An 18,805-nucleotide genomic window follows, 5' to 3' on the forward strand; every position below is an offset into this window, starting at 1 on the left:
TTTTTATCCTCCGATGGATGTCATGGAATTTGAAAAAACGTTGGCATATTTTTCTTGTGCCTCGAAACCGGTTTTGGCCCTGCTCCCAACTGCTTTTAAAACCTCTTCCTTAACTTTATTTTCTGAATCTTCCCCTCGCATAATATCCCTTAGGTTCGCACTGGGTTTTCCATACAAACAGGTAATTACGTCGCCTGTGGCAGATACCCTTAACCTGTTACAGGTTCCACAAAAAGTTCTGCTAAAGGAGGGTATGACCCCAAAGGTTCCAAGGTGCCCCGGAATTTTATAATTTATGGACGTAGATGTCTTTGGTGACTCCAGTTTATAATAGTCAGGATGTTCAGACTTGATATGGTCGAGAATGCGCTTGTAGTCCCAAGCAATTTTTTGAAACGTTTTTGATCCTCCATTAAAAGGCATTTCTTCTAAAAACCGAACGGATACCGGATAATGCTTAGCCAATTCCAAAATGGGTAGAATGTCCTGCGTGTTCTGTCCGTCCAAAGCAATGAAATTGATACGTACGTTGAAACCTTCGCTGATCAATCGAATCAGGATGTTATGCACAGTATCGTATTGGTTCCTTCGGGTTATTCGTTCAAAGGTTTCCCTATGTATCGCATCCAGACTTACGTTAATATTCTTTATCCCCATTGATTTTAGCTCATCAATGTAGGGTCCAATCAAGGTAGCGTTGGTGGTAACTGATATGTCCTTCAAACCATCAAGTCTGTAAAGGTGCCTGAGCAATTCCATCAAATCCTTTCGAACGAAAGGTTCGCCCCCCGTAATTCTAATCTTATCGATTCCCTGCCCCACCAAAATAGTACTTAAGGTTTTCAATTCTTCAATGGTGAGCAGTTTATCGTTTTTCGCAAAGTTGATCCCTTCGGCGGGCATACAATAATTACATCGAAGATTACATCGATCCGTAACGGCAAGTCTTAGGTAATTAATTTTTCTATTATGATTGTCTATCAACATATTCCTTCAATATAATCTTTAGTGTTGGCAACTCAAAACGTCATCTAAATCTATCACCTTCCCAGAAGCTCTTTTTATGGATGTGCCGAAACCCAGACCGATTTATTTTTGAACATCTCCTTTTTCCAAATAGGTACTGTTCGCTTTAAGGTGTCTATTAAAAACCGACATGCTTCGAAGGATTCCGACCTATGGGCCGAAGAGGCTCCCACAATTACCACGGCATCCTGTACCTCTTTCCTGCCAACGGCATGTTTGATCACCACTTTGTTCAATTTCCATTTCTCCAAGGCCGCATCCGCTAATCTATCCATCTCCTTTAGGGCCATGGATTCATAGGTCTCAAATTCCAGGGCCACTACCTGTTCATTATTGGTAAACTCCCGCACAGAACCAACAAAAACACAAATGCCACCGCTGTTGGGGTGGGATAATTCCTGATACACACTATGGGTATCCAGTTCCTGTACTATTTCTATGATCTTATTCATTAGCCTCCACTTACTGGCGGAATTATCGCCACCTCATCATTGGATTTAAGCTGAACATCATCCTTCGCATATTCACTGTTTACGGCAATTGCCAAAGATGTCAACTTGGAAAATTCGGGATATCTTTTTTTTAAGGCTTGTTTTAGGTCCGCCACCGAATTAGGGGAATCTTCACCAAAATCCATGATCATTTGGGATTTCCCAACAATATCCTTTGCAATACCAAAAAAAAGTAGGTCCATTTTACTCCAATTTACCCTAGGGACTAGCCCAAAATACCTGAACCTCTAAATTACTTATTATTCTGGAAGTAACGAATTAGTTACCTCGCTATTTAACCTTTCATTAGGTTTGAATTATACATGTGATTAGGTTTGCCTCCTACCTTCGACAAAAATAGCTCCTTCGGGCCTTTCGTAAAATTGCTTGTGTTTGGATTCTTTGCTAAGTTCAACGTTTTCAAAATTGACGGTATTGTTTCTATCCCCTATGACCCTACCTTCATAATCATACCAGGAAATGGATTTTGGCAATAACAGGTCTTCCACTTTTTGCCAATCGTCATATCGAATCCATTTTATATTATCTGAATCCTCCCCTGTCCTATAAGTTACCGTATATCCCAACCAGGACATTTGAAAAGTCTCCGGGTCGTAGTGAATGTAGTATTCATCCTTTGGTGATGTTCCAACACCAGCATTGTAGGTTATGCTAATCCCCGGATAGGATTTTCCATCAAACTCCAGGCTTTCCGTATTGCCATATTGTATGCCTGAATCTCCAAGGACAAAAGGCATTGCATAAAAATAAAACATCAAATTATGATTGAATACCGGGTCTCCTTGGTAGGATTTTGATGTATCCTGTATCCAAACCTGGTTCCCGTCAAAGCCCATTTCAATCCCGTCCATGGTAATCCTGTCCCGTCTTTTGTACAAATCGATACTATGCACTTCCTTGGAATTCCCTTTATCAATATCATAGGATAACGTAGAATACTTTTTCCAGTTTTCATGTCCTCCATGGGCATCAAAAACCAGCTTCAAACTAGCCGGGTATTTGTTTTCTTCCGTAGTACTTGTTTCGGGTGTATCCGTTTTGGTTTCCTTTACTAGCTCGTTTTTTGGTGATTCCTTACACCCAAAGGCAACAAGTATCAGTAATAAGGGAATTAGTTGTTTTGTCATGGTATTTGGTTTTATTTTTATAGGTCGAAACATTCATCAATAGTTAACATATTCCGTTAAATTTGCTCTAAATGAGTGAAATCAAGCATATCAGCAGCCTACAGAACCCTTTGGTAAAAAAAGTCCTTTTGCTCAAGGAAAAATCCAGGGAACGAAAGAAAACCGGGCTTTTTGTTTTGGAGGGAAGAAAGGAAATCGAACTAGCGATATCTAGTGAGTATCTGCTGGATACGCTCTTATTTTGTCCGGAATTGATATCAAAAGAGACCTTGGAGGCCTCCCTTGAAATGGAGAAAACCCCTTTGATTTCCGTTAGTACCGAAGTATATGGGAAAATGGCCCATAGAAACACCACGGAAGGTGTTATCGCCATTGCCAGAGCGAAGACCCATGAATTGGACACATTTAAACTACATAGCAAAAACCCTTTGATCCTGGTGGCCGAAGCGCCTGAAAAACCAGGGAATATAGGGGCATTGTTAAGAACGGCCGATGCCGCAAACCTCGATGCGGTATTCATAGCAAACCCAAAAACGGACCTATATAACCCAAATATTATTCGCTCGAGTGTGGGTTGTATTTTCTCCAGAAAGATCGTCCTCACAGATACTACCTCCATCATATCGTTTTTGAAGGAAAACAATATTTCCATTTATTGTGCGGCCCTAACGGCTTCCAAACCTTACACCAATGTTGATTTTAAGGGACCTACCGCCATTGTGGTAGGTACTGAGCATAGTGGTCTTAGTGATGACTGGATTTCAAATTCCAACCAAAATATCCTTATTCCCATGGAGGGGGCTATCGATTCCATGAATGTTTCCGTATCCGCGGCAATACTTATCTTTGAGGCGAAACGGCAGCGGTTAGGATAACAAAAACAATAATCGTTCGTTAATCTCAAAAGCCTATATGGACCACACCCTTGTTTTTTATTGTATTTTGACCATTCTCCTAGGGGATTTTGTACTTTCCACAATATTAAACTATCTCAACGCGAAGAAATATAAGGATGCCGTCCCTGCAGTAGTAAGCGACGTCTACAATCCTGAGGAATATAAAAAATCACAGGAATACAAATTGGCCAACTATAGGTTTGGTATCGTGACTTCCGTTTTTTCATTGACTCTTATTGTTGGGTTTTTAATTTTTGGCGGTTTTGGGTTTGTGGATACCATAGTTCGAGGTATAACAGACAACCAAATCCTTCAGGCGCTGTTATTTTTTGGAATCATTATGATCGGTAGCGATTTTCTGGGTACCCCTTTTTCCTATTATCAGACTTTTGTCATCGAAGAGAAATTCGGTTTCAACAAAACCACAAAAAAAACATTCCTATTGGACAAGGTAAAAAGTTGGCTGATGACCATCGTAATCGGCGGAATACTATTGTCCTTGGTTATCTGGTTTTTTCAGTTTGCCGGGAAAAGCTTTTGGCTGTACACGTGGTTGTTAATAGCGCTATTCACCTTGTTCATGAATTTGTTTTACAGCAAATTGATCGTTCCACTGTTCAACAAGCAGGAACCGCTTGAGGCAGGCACATTGAAGCGTAAAATAGAGGCTTACGCGAGCAAGGTAGGCTTTGAACTAAACAATATTTTCGTCATCAACGGATCCAAAAGATCCACTAAGGCCAATGCCTATTTTTCAGGATTTGGAAAGGAAAAAAGGGTTACCCTCTATGACACATTGATCAATGATTTGGAAGAGGATGAGATTGTAGCCGTTCTGGCCCATGAAATTGGTCATTACCAGAAAAACCATATCATCTTCAATTTGGTTACATCGGTATTGCTCACGGGCCTTATGTTGTTCATCCTTTCCTTATTCATTAACAACCCCAGTATTTCCCTGGCCGTTGGTGTTGACCTACCTAGTTTCCATGCAGCATTGATAGGTTTTGGAATTCTATATAGTCCCATTTCTGAACTTACGGGTCTTTTAATGAATTACTTTTCAAGAAAATTTGAATATCAAGCAGATGATTTTGCAAAAAACACCTTCTCCGCACCTCCCTTGATATCATCCCTAAAGAAACTTTCAAAAAATAGCTTGAGTAACCTGACGCCCCACCCTACCTATGTTTTTGTCCATTATTCACATCCACCTTTGGTAGAAAGAATCAGAAACTTAAAGGCATAATTTTTGTTGTCTAACAGTTAGGATTGTGCTAATTTTAATCAAGTATGACACAGGCTGCAATAGAACAAGAGAACAAGCTGATTGCCCAGGAGTATAAGGAGCTTCTACGCATTAGTTACCAAACTTTATCGGACGATGATAAAAAACTAATACGAAGTGCCTTTGAGGTTGCCGTTGATGCCCATAAAGACCAACGCAGAAAATCCGGGGAGGCCTATGTATTCCACCCTATTGCCGTGGCTAAGATTGTAGCTTCGGAAATTGGCTTGGATGCGGTAAGTATTGCTTCCGCCCTTTTACATGACGTAGTGGAGGATACGGTATACACCTTGGACGATATCGATCGTATGTTCGGTGAAACCGTAGCCCGTATCGTAGATGGCCTTACTAAAATATCCCACCTTAAAAAGGATATGAACATCTCCCAACAGGCGGAGAACTTCAGAAAAATGCTATTGACACTTAATGATGATGTAAGGGTAATCATCATTAAAATAGCCGATCGTTACCATAATATGCTCACCATGGACTCCATGCCGGAGCATAAGCAGGTGAAGATTGCCTCTGAAACTTTGTATATCTATGCTCCGCTGGCCCATAGAATTGGACTCTACAATATAAAAACGGAACTGGAGGATTTAAGCTTAAAATATACCGAACCGGAAGTCTACTATGATATCAAAAATAAGATCGAGGAGAGCAAGGAAGATCAGCAAGCCTACATAGATACCTTTTCCAATATAATAGATAACTCGCTGAAACAGGAAGGGTTAAATTATTATTTAAAAGGCCGGATGAAGTCCATTTTCTCCATGCGGCGAAAAATGAAGGCCCAAAATGTGGGCTTTGATGAAATCTATGATAAGTTCGCAATCCGGATAATCTATAAATCCGATGCCAAGAACGAAAAGTTTTTGGCCTGGAAAATTTACTCCATTGTAACCGATCACTTTACCCCCAACCCTGTACGCCTTAGGGACTGGATATCCTCGCCAAAATCGACCGGATACGAAGCCCTTCACATCACGGTGATGGGACCCAAAGGAAAATGGGTAGAAGTACAGATCAGAAGCGAACGGATGCACGAAATTGCCGAAAAGGGTTATGCCGCGCATTTCAAATACAAGCACGGTGAGCAAAAGGAACAGGGCATCGAAGTGTGGCTGAACAAGCTTCAAGAGGCCTTGGAAAATTCGAATGCGAATGCGGTCGATTTCGTGGAGGAGTTCAAATTGAACCTTTACTCCAAAGAAATATTCGTATTCACACCAAAAGGGGAATTAAAATCACTTCCAAAAGGGGCCACACCTCTCGACTTTTCGTTCAACATTCACACGGAAGTGGGCATGCGTACCCGTGGCGCCAAGGTAAATGGCAAACTGGTACCCCTGAATACGACCCTTCACAGTGGCGATCAGGTGGAAATCATAACATCTGAACACGCAAAGCCCAACCAAAACTGGTTGGACTATGCCACAACGGCAAGGGCCAGGGCCAAGATTAAATCGGTTTTACGGGAAGAAAAAAAATCCGTTGCAGAGGAAGGCAAGGAAATTCTCAGAAGGAAATTAAAATCCCAAAAAATTACCTTGAACGAAGATTCCATCAATAAAATGGTCACCTTTTTCAAACTAAAGACCAGTTTGGACCTTTTCTTTAGGGTAGGTATTGGGTCTATAGACAACCAGATGATTCGGGATTTTGCCTCTTCCTACAGCAATGCCTTTATAAGCTTTTTTAAGAATAGGATCAGAAGGAGCCCAGCTCCAGAGGATATCGATCGGGAAGAAATTACCTCCAAATACGATCTTTTGGTCTTTGGCAAGGAGGAAGAAAAATTGGATTATAAACTTTCACAATGCTGTAACCCCATTCCAGGCGATGATGTGTTTGGCTTTGTGAGCGTATCCGAAGGAATCAAGGTCCATAAAAAGAATTGTCCCAACGCCATTTCGCTCCAGTCGAATTACGCATACCGAATTATCAGCGCGAAATGGGTGGATTCCTCACAGGAAGAATTCAAGGCGGATATCCAGCTTACCGGTATAGATAACCTAGGTCTTGTAAGTGAGATTACCGAAGTAATCTCCGATAACATGCACGTGAACATGCGCAATCTTAACTTTAGTACGGATGGCGGCACCTTTACTGGCAAAATTACCGTTGTGGTCAAGAACAAGGGCATCTTGAACAAACTTACCGAGAACCTGCAACAAATAAACGGTATTGACAAAGTGACCCGACTGTAGTCAATGATTTAGGAATTGTGTTGCGCAGGCCCAATGGCCATTTTTGAGAAACCATGGGACAAAATTTTTGAGCATCATGGCCCATTGGTTTAAAATGGTAAGGCAATAAGGGACTTTGGAAAACTATTGACAAATTCTTGAACAGGCTCTTGGAAAGGAATAAAAATTTAACTGTACCTTTGTACATTAACATAAATTGTATGGCTTCCGAGAAGAATCAGGAAATAGTTAAAAATGTCTTTACCACCTTTTTGGAGGAAAACGGACATAGAAAAACCCCTGAGCGCTACGCAATACTTCAAGAAATTTATGATAGCGAAGATCACTTCGATATTGAGTCGCTCTACATAAAAATGAAGAATAAAAACTACCGTGTAAGTAGGGCCACCCTGTACAATACCATTGAACTGTTGTTGGACTCTAAGTTGGTCCGCAAACACCAATTCGGGAAAAACCAGGCGCAATATGAGAAGTCTTACTTTGACCGTCAGCACGATCATGTAATTCTTACGGATACCGGGGAAGTCATGGAGTTTTGCGATCCTAGGATCCAGTCCATCAAAAAAACGATAGAGGAAGTGTTCGACATTAAGATCAATACACATTCCCTCTATTTTTACGGAGTAAAAAACAATTCAGAAAATACAAATAACTAACCAAGCAAGCTTTTTTAAATGGCAGTAGATTTATTGTTGGGCCTACAATGGGGGGACGAAGGAAAAGGAAAAATCGTTGATGTACTCACAAAAAATTATGACATAATAGCACGTTTTCAAGGGGGGCCCAATGCAGGTCATACCTTGGAATTCGATGGCATAAAACATGTCCTACATACCATTCCCTCAGGTATTTTCCATAAAAATGCCATTAATGTTGTGGGGAACGGAGTGGTAATAGACCCGGTTATCTTTAAAAAGGAAATAGACAACCTAAAAAAGTTTAACCTGGATATTAAGACCATCCTGTTGATTTCTAGAAAAGCCCATTTAATCCTACCTACCCATCGTTTGCTGGACGCGGCTTCGGAAGCTGCAAAAGGTAAAGCCAAAATTGGATCTACGTTAAAAGGAATAGGTCCTACCTATATGGATAAAACAGGTAGGAACGGCATGCGTGTTGGAGATTTGGAACTGGACGATTGGAAAGAAAAGTATAGAAGTCTGGCCAATAAGCACGAAGCCATGATCAATTTCTATGATGTGGACATCCAATATGATTTGGCAGAGCTGGAAGCAGATTTCTTTATGGCGGTAAAGGTGCTCAAGGAATTGACCTTTATCGATAGTGAGGAATATTTATACCAGGCTCAAAAGGCTGGGAAAAAAATATTGGCAGAAGGTGCCCAGGGATCTTTATTGGACATTGACTTTGGAACCTATCCTTTTGTGACATCCTCCAATACGACGGCAGCAGGTGCCTGTACGGGATTAGGAATTGCCCCCAACCAGATTGGAGGAGTCAAAGGTATTTTTAAAGCCTATACCACTAGGGTTGGCAGTGGACCCTTTCCCACGGAACTTTTCGACGAGGATGGGGAGACCATGGGACGCGTAGGTAATGAATTTGGGGCAACCACGGGAAGACCTAGAAGGTGTGGTTGGCTCGATTTGGTGGCACTTAAATATGCCGTTAGGATCAACGGTGTTACGGAATTGATGATGATGAAAGGCGACGTCCTTAGCGGCTTTAAAAAACTGAAGGTCTGCACTGCCTATAATTACAAAGGAAAAAAAATTGAACACCTACCTTTCAATATTGAGGCCGAAAACGTGACGCCCATATATACAGAAATGGACGGCTGGGCAGAGGACTTGACCAAAATGGAGACGGAAGCTCAGTTCCCAAAGGCTTTGAAAGAGTATATAGCCTTTTTGGAAAAGGAATTGGAAATACCTATCAAGATTGTTTCCGTAGGACCGGACAGGACCCAAACTATACATAGGTAAGAACATAGAATTCATAAATTTTAGGATAGCGGTATTGACAAAAGTCGGTATCGCTATCCTTTTTTTATTAAATTACCATTGAAATCAAAGAACTAACGAAACCCAAAAATGATAAAGCTAAAGTTTCTCCCGATTCTTTTCATAGTAATACTGTCCTGCAAATCCGAAAAAAAAGAGGAACATCCAACCGAAACAACCGAAAAAGAAACCCCTGAGGAATGGATCGTGTTGTTCGATGGTAAAAGTACCGAAGGATGGCGTGCGTACAATGGTGATGAACTTCCTCCCGGATGGATTGCCAAGGATGGTGCCCTCACCTTTGATACGGAATTGGGATTGGAACAGGATTATACCGGTGGCAAGGACATTATCTATGGTGCCGAAGAATTTGAAAACTTTGAACTCTATTTGGAATGGAAATTACCGGAAGGTGGTAACAGTGGCATTTTTTACCATTTAAAGGAAGGCTATGGCGGTCCGCCAGAAGTGGCTCCGGAATATCAGCTAATAGACGATGAAAACTATGCCAAGATCCATGATCTTACCTCGTACAACAAAAGCCTGGGCTACACGGAAAAGCCGGAAGAACTAAAACCACTCCAGCAAACAGCTTCGGATTATGCCATGCACGCCGCTGATGCCAGCAAAAAAACCTTACATCCGGTCGGGGAATGGAATGCTACCAAAATTGTATTTACACCTGAAAAAGTAGAGCATTGGCTGAACGGCCAAATGGTGCTATCCTTTGTTCCTTGGTCCGAAGATTGGTATGAACGAAAGAATTCAGATAAATGGAAAAATAGCGAGGACTACGGTAAGTTCAAAACAGGCTACATCGGGCTCCAGGACCATTCCAGTCCCATCTGGTTCAGAAATATCAAAATCAAAAAACTATAAAACATACCCCAAAAGGGAAATTAAATTTTCAATAATTTTCAGGAGTACCTTTATAGGATTACTCCTGGCCCATAACTAAAACTAACAACCAACTCATGAAAAAAAGGGAATTTTTAAAAAAATCGGCCATACTTGCCTCCTCAACGGCCATTATGCCTTCCATATTTTTAGCTTGTAAAGAAGCGGAAAAAGAAATAGAAAAAGCACCGTTGACCCGATTAAGAACGGCACATATAGGCGTTGGGAATATGGGAGGGGCAGATTTGATGGATATCTCGTCCCATGCAAAAGTGGATGTTACGGCGTTATGCGATGTGGATGCCAACAACCTTGCCGCCGCAAAAAAATTACATCCCAATGCAAAAACCTATACCGATTATAGGGTAATGCTGGAAGAACTAGGAGATGAAATCGATGCGGTAATTGTGAGTACCCCAGATCACACCCATGCACCGGCTTCCATGATGGCCATGAACATGAATAAACCTGTGTATTGCCAAAAACCCCTGACCCACTATGTTTCGGAAGCCAGGGCGATGAAAAAGCTGGCGGAAGAAAAAGGCTTGGTTACCCAAATGGGGATTCAAGTGCATTCCTTTTATGACTATAAATTGGCCACATTGTTGATACAATCCGGCATCATTGGTAAAGTACATACGGTACATGCGTGGTCGCCCAAAAATTGGGGCTATGATGGTCCAGAACCTGAAGGAGCAGATCCTGTTCCAGAAAGCTTGGATTGGAATCTTTGGTTGGGAACTTCGGCCGAGAGACCTTACAAAGAAGGGGTGTACCACCCTGGAAATTGGAGGAAATTAGTGGATTATGGCTGTGGGACTTTAGGGGACATGGGAGTTCATATTTTCGACACTCCATATAACGCCTTGGAACTGGACGTGCCCAGAACCATTAAGAATGAATGTAGGGAACCAAATGGATTCGGTTTCCCGGAAAAAAATATCGTGACCTACGAATTCCCTGGTACCAAACATACCGCAGAATCCTTAAAATGGATATGGTACGATGGGCCAGGCGCACCGGAAATGCACGAGGACCTTAAATTACCAAATAGTGCTGCTGCCAAGGAAGTAGGTTCCAATTCAGATAGCGAGGAATCCGTGGAAGATAAAATATCCTTGGACGCGGGCATTGCTGAAGCAGGGCAACTTCCTGAGCAAGGTGCTATGTTCGTTGGTGATAAGGGTAGGCTTTTGTTACCACATTTCATGCAGCTACCACAAAAAATTGTGGATGGTGAATATGTGGACATTTCAGAAGAGATTGCACAGGTAGAAAAAGCCAATAATATGGGAAAACCTATTAGGGATTACGCTTCGGAGGGACCTAAACATTATCATCAATTTGTGGACGCCTGTTTAGGGGAAGCCGAAACAAGTGCTCCTTTTTCATATGCTTCCAGACTGACCGAAACTATTTTATTGGGTGTGATTGCAGGAAGATTTCCCAACCAAACGCTTCATTGGGACGCCCAAAATGCAAAATTTGCCGAAGAGGAGGCCAATCAATATTTGGAAGGGGATTACAGGAATTTCTAAGCAAGGAATCAGATCAAAACTAAAAAAAGCCACGTACCAGTGGCTTTTTTATATTTATATTTAATGGCATTTATACCCAAACAATGAAATTCAAAGGCATTAACGAGTACGTTCTAACATTAGTTTTGCTATTGATCGTACTTAATTCATGTGAAAAACGAAAAGACCCCCTTATTGAAATCAATCCTAAAAACAGCATTGTCCTAATTGGCAACAATCTAGGGTCGAGAATGCTGAACTATGGAGTTTTTGAAACCGAAATGCATTTGAAATTTCCAAAGGATTCTTTGTTGATACGTAATATGTGCGACGGTGGGGACACCCCGGGTTTTAGACCGCATTCGTCCAGAAACTCCCCTTGGGCATTTCCGGGAGCGGAAAGGTTTCAAACGGAATTGGCCCAAAATTCGGGAAGCGAAGGATTCTTTCCTACTCCGGATGAGTGGTTGACCCAATTAAAAGCGGATGTAATCATCGGTTTTTTTGGTTACAATGAATCTTTCGAAGGCCCGGAGGGTCTGGAAAATTTCAAGGGAGAGTTGGAGGCTTTTATTCAACATAGCAAAAATCAGCGCTATAACGGTAAAAATAGTCCAAAACTAGTGCTCGTATCCCCTATTGCCTTTGAAGATCTTTCCAATAAAATGGACGTTCCCAATGGCAAAAAGGAGAATGAAAATTTAAAACTGTACACCCAGGCCATAAAAGAAATCAGTTTTAACAACCAAGTACCCTTTATAGATGTTTTTACCCCAACCCATAAATGGTTTGAGGATGATGAAGACCATACCATAGATGGTTCCCAATTGAATAAAAAAGGATATGAAAAATTCGCCGCACATCTGGCAGAAAAAATAACTGGAATCCCAAATATGGATGGTGGGTCCAAACGTATGGCCATCAATAAAATGGTAAACGAAAAAAATTTCTACTGGCACAACGATTATAAAATTCCCAATGGGGTGCATGCTTATGGGAGACGTTACGACCCCTTCGGCCCGGACAATTATCCCTATGAAAAAATTAAGGTGAGGGAAATGACGGCCATTCGGGATACCGCTATTTGGTCTCTCTTACAAAATGAAGATTTTGACATTGCGAAAACGGATGCCAAAACCACAGAGCTACCCGAAGTTGAGACCAATTATAATCTTGCGGACGAAGGTGAAATTATAATGTATAAATACGGTGAAGATGCCTTGGAAACCCTCACGGTACCCGATGGGTATAAAGTAGAATTGTTCGCTTCGGAAAAAGAATTTCCGGATCTGGCAAATCCCGCGCAGATATCATTCGACAACAAAGGAAGGCTTTGGGTAGCCACCCTTCCCTCCTATCCCCACTACCGTGTTGGGGATGCCAAACCGAATGATAAATTATTAATTCTGGAAGATACCGATAATGATGGCAAAGCCGATAAGCAAACCGTTTTTGCGGACAGCCTTCACCTTCCCATAGGATTCGAATTTGCCCCAGAGGGCGTATACCTTAGCCAAGGCACCAACCTAAAACTTTTAACGGATACCGACGGGGATGACAAGGTAGATAAAATTGAAATCCTGCTAAGTGGTTTTGACGATCACGATACCCACCATGCGATTTCCGCTTTTAGTGCCGATCCATCCGGAGCTTTTTACATGGCAGAAGGCGTGTTTCTACATACCAACGTGGAGACCTCCTATGGCACTGTGCGAGGAACCAATGGGGGATTTTATCGCTATAATCCACAACGGAAGAAATTGGAACGTACCGTACAAGTAAGTATTCCCAATCCTTGGGGCATTGCTTTTGATGAATGGGGACAGGATTTTTTTCTGCATACCTCGGGCCCCACCGTAAATTGGATGATGCCCAGCACCTTAAAATCAATTTATGGGGTAGCTTCCCCGCTTACCGAAGACCTTATTGAAGAGGCGCACCGAGTTAGGCCAACCTCGGGGTTGGAATTCATTTCCAGTAGACATTTTCCGGATGAAGTCCAGGGAGATATGCTCTTGGCCAATTCCATTGGTTTCTTGGGCATGAAACAGCATCAGGTGATGGAAGATGGCACAGGCTATAAAACAAAACATCGTCTAGACCTCATCAGCAGTACAGATAAAAATTTTAGGCCCGTAGAAATGGAGTTTGCCCCGGATGGTTCCCTATATGTTGTGGATTGGCACAATGTGCTCATCGGTCACATGCAACACAATGCTCGCGACCCCTTACGGGACCATGTTCACGGAAGGATTTACCGAATCACCTATCCCTCCAGACCTTTGGTAGAACCGGCAAAAATTGATGGTGCCACCATTGAGGTGTTATTGGACAACCTAAAACTCCCCGAATACAGAACCAGATACAGGACCCGAAGGGAACTTATGGCCAGAAATACCGAAGAAGTTTTGGGAAAACTGCAAACATGGATTTCCAAATTGGATAAAAGTGATAAAAATTATGAACATCACAGATTGGAAGCGCTATGGGTAACATGGGGTTTAAACAAGGTGAACAAGAAACTTTTGGAGGAACTTCTCCAATCCCAAGACCATCGGGTTCGGGCCGCCTCAATGAGAGTATTGAGGTATATGGGGCATCAACTGGAAAATTCCCAAGAACTTTTAAAAATTGCCGCTGCCGATTCTCATGGGAGAGTGCGTTTAGAAGCCATTACCGCGGCTTCATGGCTACCGGAAAAAGAGGGAATGGAAATTTTGGAGGTTGCCCGCCAACATCCTTTGGACAGATGGATGGAAGATTCCTTTAAATTCGCCGAAACAAGGCTTACCGGAAACTTTTTGAACAAAGACGAAGAAGAAAACCTCATCACTACCCTTGAGGGAGATGATTTAAAAGTATTCGCCCAAGGAAAGAAAATTTATGAGACCGAGGGATACTGCATAACCTGTCACCAAGAAAGCGGTACAGGTCTTCAACAAGCGGGTTATCCCACTTTGGTTAACCAAGAATGGGTTACAGGGGATGAAGAGAGGCTTATAAAATTGGTTTTACATGGACTGTACGGACCCATGGACGTTATGGGCAATCATTACGAAGGACAAGTTCCCATGATGCCTTTTAAGGGACTATTGAACGATGAGGAGGTGGCCGCGGTATTGACCTATGTACGAAATGCCTTTGGCAACAAAGCCTCCGTTATAGAACCCGAGTCGGTTAAAAAAATAAGGGATGCCACTAAGGACCGAAATGGATTTTTTACTCCGGAGGAATTATTGAAAGAACACCCTATGAAATAATTTGTAAAAAAGACTGGTATGACCAAAATAATCAAATTGAAACACGTTTTGCTATCCGTATTTCTTATGCTTCTTTTTTCCTGCAAGGAAGAAAAAAAGCAACCCGAAACCACAGAAACAAAAATTGAAAATCCCCCACATATCGTTTTTGTTACGGGGGATGAAGAATATCGTTCCGAGGAGTCCATGCCCATGCTCGCCTCTATTGCCAAAAGGGAGTTGAACGCCAAGGTAACCGTTTGCTATGCCTTGGATTCTACGGGTACGATAGACCCGAATAGAGCGGACCATATTTCCAACTTGAATGCGCTCGAAAATGCTGACTTAATGGTCATTTTCACTCGGTTTCGACAATTGCCGGAAGATGAGCGGAATTACATCTCCTATTATGTGGAATCTGGCAAACCTATTGTGGGGTTTAGAACGGCCACACATGCCTTCAATTATGAAGACCCTGCTTTGGAATACTGGAACAACGAGTGGCCCACCAAGGTATTCGGCCAACAATGGATTACGCACCACGGTCATTTTGATGATGGAAAATTCCCGGTAACCGAAATTACGGCCCTGGACTCCTCAAGCTTAATCCTAAACGGGTTCAAACCTTTTAAAGCATATTCTTGGCTCTATCATGTAGATGGAGGGGATTGGAGCCTCTATGGGGATTCACAGTCCATTCTCCAAGGACATTCCTTAAAATCCCAACATGAAATCGATGGCAACTTGGATAAGTTCCCGCTAACCAACCCAGTAGCTTGGACCAAAAGCTATACCGGAAAAAGTGGGAAAAAAGCCAGGGTATTTTTTACCACACTGGGGCACCCGTATGATTTTAAGCTTCCAGAGGTACGGAAAATTGCCATGAACGGAATATTTTGGGCCCTGGGCAAGGAAAATAAAATTCCGGAAAATGGTGTGAACGTGACGTTATCAACACCGTTTGAACCCAACAACTCCGGATTCGGAAAGAAATACAAATTGAACAGAAAGCCGCAACCCATTCAATAATAGCATTGTTTCCCCATTCGATAATAGTAACCCTATGGAATGAAGATTTGCCTTGATGCTTAACTCACGGATAACCTAAATTGCAAGTAAGGATTCCTAAAAGTATGCTAAGGTGGTGTTGACCTATACTAAAAATCCTATTTTTGAAAAAAAATTCGTGTTGCGCCGTACCTTATTGGGAATCTTGTTCCTTTTTTTAAGCTTATCCGTTCGTTCGCAGGAAACCCCTGAGGAGCCTAAACAAATCAATATTGTTTATGGTGCCAATTTCACCAAAAACGAAACAGAATATCCTGGTGCTTCCATTTTTAGCAAGGACGAAAGACAGGTTCAATTTGAACACCAAGGTGCCGACCTATGGTGTGACGTAGCTATTTATTTTCAGCGTGAAAATCGTCTCGAGGCCATTGGCAATGTGCTTTTAAAGCAAGGGGATTCTGTAGAGATGACCGCCAAAAAGATAAACTACCAGGGGGACGAAAAACTGGCAAAGGCCTGGGGTGATGTTGTTCTAAGGAACGCACAAATGACCCTACAAACGGACACCTTACGGTTGGACAGAATCAAACAAGAGGCCTACTATCAGGATTACGGCACCGTAATAGATTCCGCCAATACCTTGACAAGCAAAATAGGTAGGTATTTTATGGAGTTAAAGAAGTATCAATTTTTGGACAGTGTCCATATCGATAATCCGGAATATATATTGGATTCAGAACAGCTGGATTACTATACCACTTCAAAAAATGCCTATATGTACGGTCCTTCGACCATAGTTGGTGAAACCTATAAAATCTATTGTGAAAGAGGATTTTACGATACCAAGGTTGAAAGAGGCTACGGTATCAAGAACACGAAAATCAACTACAACAACCGTATCGTGGAAGGCGATAGTGTGTATTTCAACAAGGCACGTGAATTTGCATCGGCAACCAATAACATCACCGTTACGGATACCATAAACAATGGGGTCATCCGGGCACATTATGCAGAGGTCCATAAAGCAAAGGATTCGGTTTTTGCCACAAAAAGAGCAGTCTCGATACTAGTGCAAGAATTGGATTCACTTTATGTTCATGGCGACACATTGATGGTTACCGGGAAACCTGAGGCACGAATTACACGCGCTTTTAGAAACGCCAAGTTTTTCAAAAAAGACCTTAGTGGTAAGTGTGATTCCATCCATTCCGAGGAGAAAACGGGTATTACCCAACTAATCAAAAACCCTATATTATGGAATGGTGCCAATCAAATGACGGGCGACAGTATACATTTAATTTCAAACTTGGAAACGGAAAAGCTCGATTCCCTCAAAGTTCTTGAAAATGCCTTCATCATCTCCTTGGACAGTATCAGTAAAAAAGGATATAATCAAGCAAAGGGTATCAATTTGTACGGTCAATTTATTGAAAACGAGTTAAAGATCATTGACCTTGTCCAAAATACTGAAGTAATCTATTACATGTACAACGATGATGATGAGCTCATCGGCATAGATAAAACAGTTTGCAGTGCCATTAGAATAACCATGGCCAATAATGATGTGGAGGACCTTACTTTTTTTACAAATCCGGACGGGACTATTTACACGGAAGCAGAACTTCCGGAAAATAGTAGGATACTACAGGGATTTATTTGGCGAGGGGATGAACGCATCCTTACCAAGGACGATATCTTTGATGAGGACGATAACAATATAGAATTGGTCACCATTAGGGGTATCGATAATCCCATAGATATCGATGCGGAGGAAGAGGAACGAAGTCAAAATAACAGTGATCCGGTCAACAATATTCCCAATGCCAAAGCAACGGACCCAAGGAAAAAAAATTCCACAAGAAAATAAGCAAATAGCGTTCGGATGAAAGAGGACTTCCTCAAATATCAGGCACAGACGTCCCTATATCCATTGGGAATGGAAATCTCACATGCCAAGGGCTGCTATATTTACGATGTCCAAGGAAATGCCCATTTGGATTTTGTTGCAGGAGTATCGGCCTGCAGCTTAGGACATTGTCATCCAAAGGTAGTTGAGGCCATAAAAAAACAGGCCGATGAATATATGCATGTGATGGTGTATGGCGAATATGCACAATCCCCTGCTATCGAATACGCCAAACTATTGCAACAAAACCTTCCTGCCAATCTTGAAGTGACTTATTTGGTCAATTCGGGAACTGAGGCCATGGAAGGAGCCCTAAAACTGGCCCGAAGATATACGGGCAGATCGCAAATCATAGCGGCACATAACGCCTATCACGGTAACACCATGGGTAGTTTGAGCCTCATGGACTATGAGGAAAGAAAAGCGCCTTTTAGACCCTTAATCCCAGATGTAAATCACATACGATTTAACCAGGATGAGGATATCAATTTGATTACCGAAAAAACCGCCTGCGTTGTGCTTGAGACCATACAAGGTGGCGCCGGATTTATAGTGCCAGAAAACGACTACTTAAAAAAAATACGCGACAAATGTAATGAGGTGGGTGCCTTGTTGATCTTGGATGAAATCCAACCTGGTTTTGGAAGAACGGGAAAACTCTTTGCCTTTGAACATTTTAACTGTGCTCCGGATATACTGGTAATTGGCAAAGGAATGGCCTCTGGAATGCCCGTAGGTGCCTTTATTGCTGGTCGCACCATTATGGACACTTTAAGTGATGGTCCAAAAATGGGTCATATTACCACTTTTGGGGGCAACCCCGTCATCGCCGCCGCTAGCCTTGCAACACTTCAAGTACTCCTGGATACATCCTTGATAGCGGAAACCCTTGAAAAGGAAAAATTGTTCAGGGAAACGCTTACCCATCCCAAAATAAAGGAAATTAGGGGAAAAGGGCTCATGCTGGCCTTAATCATGGAAACTCCAGAAATAGCGGATAGATTGGTTTTGGAAGCCAAGGAGAAGAACCTGATTCTGTTTTGGCTACTTTTTGAGAAAAGGGCCGTTCGCATTTCCCCGCCTTTAACCATTTCTAAGGAAGAAATATTAAAAGGTTGTAGGGTTATTCTTGATATTCTTGACGGAATCTGACAATAACATGTTAACTAATTTGTTAATAATATAGATGGAATAAATTGAGCTCCGCACCTAAAA

The 18,805-nt window shown here is 42.0% G+C and carries 15 protein-coding genes; 11 read left to right on the forward strand and 4 right to left on the reverse strand.

The genetic code is table 11. The annotated features are described in order from the left end of the window. Nucleotides 1-3: 3 nt before the first annotated feature. The 4 genes from moaA to BFP75_RS03800 form a co-directional block, all read right to left on the reverse strand. Nucleotides 4-987, reverse strand: a complete 984-nt coding sequence (gene moaA, locus BFP75_RS03785; RefSeq protein WP_099543390.1) for a GTP 3',8-cyclase MoaA — start codon at nt 985-987, stop codon at nt 4-6. A gap of 74 nt (nt 988-1,061) precedes the next feature. After that, nucleotides 1,062-1,478, reverse strand: coding sequence for a molybdenum cofactor biosynthesis protein MoaE (locus tag BFP75_RS03790; protein ID WP_099543393.1), 417 nt, complete (start codon nt 1,476-1,478; stop codon nt 1,062-1,064). Further along, nucleotides 1,478-1,720: a MoaD/ThiS family protein gene (locus tag BFP75_RS03795; RefSeq protein WP_099543395.1), complete on the reverse strand. Its 243-nt coding sequence runs from the start codon at nt 1,718-1,720 to the stop codon at nt 1,478-1,480. Before BFP75_RS03795 ends, BFP75_RS03790 begins: the two co-directional genes overlap by 1 nt. Nucleotides 1,721-1,846: 126 nt before the next feature. Continuing rightward, nucleotides 1,847-2,665, reverse strand: coding sequence for a DUF6503 family protein (locus tag BFP75_RS03800; RefSeq protein WP_099543504.1), 819 nt, complete (start codon nt 2,663-2,665; stop codon nt 1,847-1,849). A gap of 71 nt (nt 2,666-2,736) precedes the next feature. On the opposite strand from BFP75_RS03800, the gene BFP75_RS03805 reads away from it, so the two are divergent. The 11 genes from BFP75_RS03805 (at nt 2,737) to BFP75_RS03855 (ending at nt 18,742) form a co-directional block, all read left to right on the forward strand. Beyond that, a complete protein-coding gene (locus BFP75_RS03805; protein WP_099543398.1) occupies nt 2,737-3,540 on the forward strand; it encodes a TrmH family RNA methyltransferase in 804 nt (267 codons plus the stop codon). Nucleotides 3,541-3,577: 37 nt separating this feature from the next. Then, nucleotides 3,578-4,810, forward strand: coding sequence for a M48 family metallopeptidase (locus tag BFP75_RS03810; RefSeq protein WP_099543400.1), 1,233 nt, complete (start codon nt 3,578-3,580; stop codon nt 4,808-4,810). 44 nt (nt 4,811-4,854) lie between these two features. Beyond that, a complete protein-coding gene (locus tag BFP75_RS03815) occupies nt 4,855-7,059 on the forward strand; it encodes a RelA/SpoT family protein (RefSeq protein ID WP_099543402.1) in 2,205 nt (734 codons plus the stop codon). A 200-nt stretch (nt 7,060-7,259) separates the two neighbouring features. Continuing rightward, complete coding sequence (locus tag BFP75_RS03820) at nt 7,260-7,715, forward strand: Fur family transcriptional regulator (RefSeq protein WP_099543404.1); 456 nt, start codon at nt 7,260-7,262, stop codon at nt 7,713-7,715. 18 nt (nt 7,716-7,733) lie between these two features. Beyond that, complete coding sequence (locus BFP75_RS03825; protein ID WP_099543406.1) at nt 7,734-9,005, forward strand: adenylosuccinate synthase; 1,272 nt, start codon at nt 7,734-7,736, stop codon at nt 9,003-9,005. 108 nt (nt 9,006-9,113) lie between these two features. Continuing rightward, nucleotides 9,114-9,902 (forward strand): DUF1080 domain-containing protein, encoded by a 789-nt coding sequence (locus tag BFP75_RS03830; RefSeq protein ID WP_099543409.1) that lies wholly within the window; start codon nt 9,114-9,116, stop codon nt 9,900-9,902. 95 nt (nt 9,903-9,997) lie between these two features. After that, a complete protein-coding gene (locus BFP75_RS03835; RefSeq protein ID WP_099543411.1) occupies nt 9,998-11,458 on the forward strand; it encodes a Gfo/Idh/MocA family protein in 1,461 nt (486 codons plus the stop codon). An 83-nt stretch (nt 11,459-11,541) separates the two neighbouring features. After that, a complete protein-coding gene (locus tag BFP75_RS03840) occupies nt 11,542-14,697 on the forward strand; it encodes a PVC-type heme-binding CxxCH protein (RefSeq protein WP_099543414.1) in 3,156 nt (1,051 codons plus the stop codon). Between the two features lie 18 nt (nt 14,698-14,715). Further along, on the forward strand, nt 14,716-15,705 hold the full coding sequence (locus BFP75_RS03845; RefSeq protein ID WP_099543416.1) for a ThuA domain-containing protein: 990 nt from the start codon (nt 14,716-14,718) through the stop codon (nt 15,703-15,705). Between the two features lie 181 nt (nt 15,706-15,886). Next, nucleotides 15,887-17,551: an OstA-like protein gene (locus BFP75_RS03850; protein WP_410504071.1), complete on the forward strand. Its 1,665-nt coding sequence runs from the start codon at nt 15,887-15,889 to the stop codon at nt 17,549-17,551. 15 nt (nt 17,552-17,566) lie between these two features. Beyond that, the gene (locus BFP75_RS03855) at nt 17,567-18,742 is read left to right on the forward strand and encodes an aspartate aminotransferase family protein (RefSeq protein ID WP_099543419.1); all 1,176 of its coding nucleotides are present in this window, start codon (nt 17,567-17,569) and stop codon (nt 18,740-18,742) included. Nucleotides 18,743-18,805 lie beyond the last annotated feature (63 nt).

It is taken from the genome of Maribacter sp. 4G9, assembly GCF_002742265.1.
Classification (GTDB): domain Bacteria; phylum Bacteroidota; class Bacteroidia; order Flavobacteriales; family Flavobacteriaceae; genus Maribacter.

Bases quoted from the DNA above. Each gene is read 5' to 3' on its own strand.
- moaA (WP_099543390.1), bottom strand. From the start codon at position 987: ATGTTGATAGACAATCATAATAGAAAAATTAATTACCTAAGACTTGCC.
- BFP75_RS03790 (WP_099543393.1), bottom strand. From the start codon at position 1,478: ATGAATAAGATCATAGAAATAGTACAGGAACTGGATACCCATAGTGTG.
- BFP75_RS03795 (WP_099543395.1), bottom strand. From the start codon at position 1,720: ATGGACCTACTTTTTTTTGGTATTGCAAAGGATATTGTTGGGAAATCC.
- BFP75_RS03800 (WP_099543504.1), bottom strand. From the start codon at position 2,665: ATGACAAAACAACTAATTCCCTTATTACTGATACTTGTTGCCTTTGGG.
- BFP75_RS03805 (WP_099543398.1), top strand. From the start codon at position 2,737: ATGAGTGAAATCAAGCATATCAGCAGCCTACAGAACCCTTTGGTAAAA.
- BFP75_RS03810 (WP_099543400.1), top strand. From the start codon at position 3,578: ATGGACCACACCCTTGTTTTTTATTGTATTTTGACCATTCTCCTAGGG.
- BFP75_RS03815 (WP_099543402.1), top strand. From the start codon at position 4,855: ATGACACAGGCTGCAATAGAACAAGAGAACAAGCTGATTGCCCAGGAG.
- BFP75_RS03820 (WP_099543404.1), top strand. From the start codon at position 7,260: ATGGCTTCCGAGAAGAATCAGGAAATAGTTAAAAATGTCTTTACCACC.
- BFP75_RS03825 (WP_099543406.1), top strand. From the start codon at position 7,734: ATGGCAGTAGATTTATTGTTGGGCCTACAATGGGGGGACGAAGGAAAA.
- BFP75_RS03830 (WP_099543409.1), top strand. From the start codon at position 9,114: ATGATAAAGCTAAAGTTTCTCCCGATTCTTTTCATAGTAATACTGTCC.
- BFP75_RS03835 (WP_099543411.1), top strand. From the start codon at position 9,998: ATGAAAAAAAGGGAATTTTTAAAAAAATCGGCCATACTTGCCTCCTCA.
- BFP75_RS03840 (WP_099543414.1), top strand. From the start codon at position 11,542: ATGAAATTCAAAGGCATTAACGAGTACGTTCTAACATTAGTTTTGCTA.
- BFP75_RS03845 (WP_099543416.1), top strand. From the start codon at position 14,716: ATGACCAAAATAATCAAATTGAAACACGTTTTGCTATCCGTATTTCTT.
- BFP75_RS03855 (WP_099543419.1), top strand. From the start codon at position 17,567: ATGAAAGAGGACTTCCTCAAATATCAGGCACAGACGTCCCTATATCCA.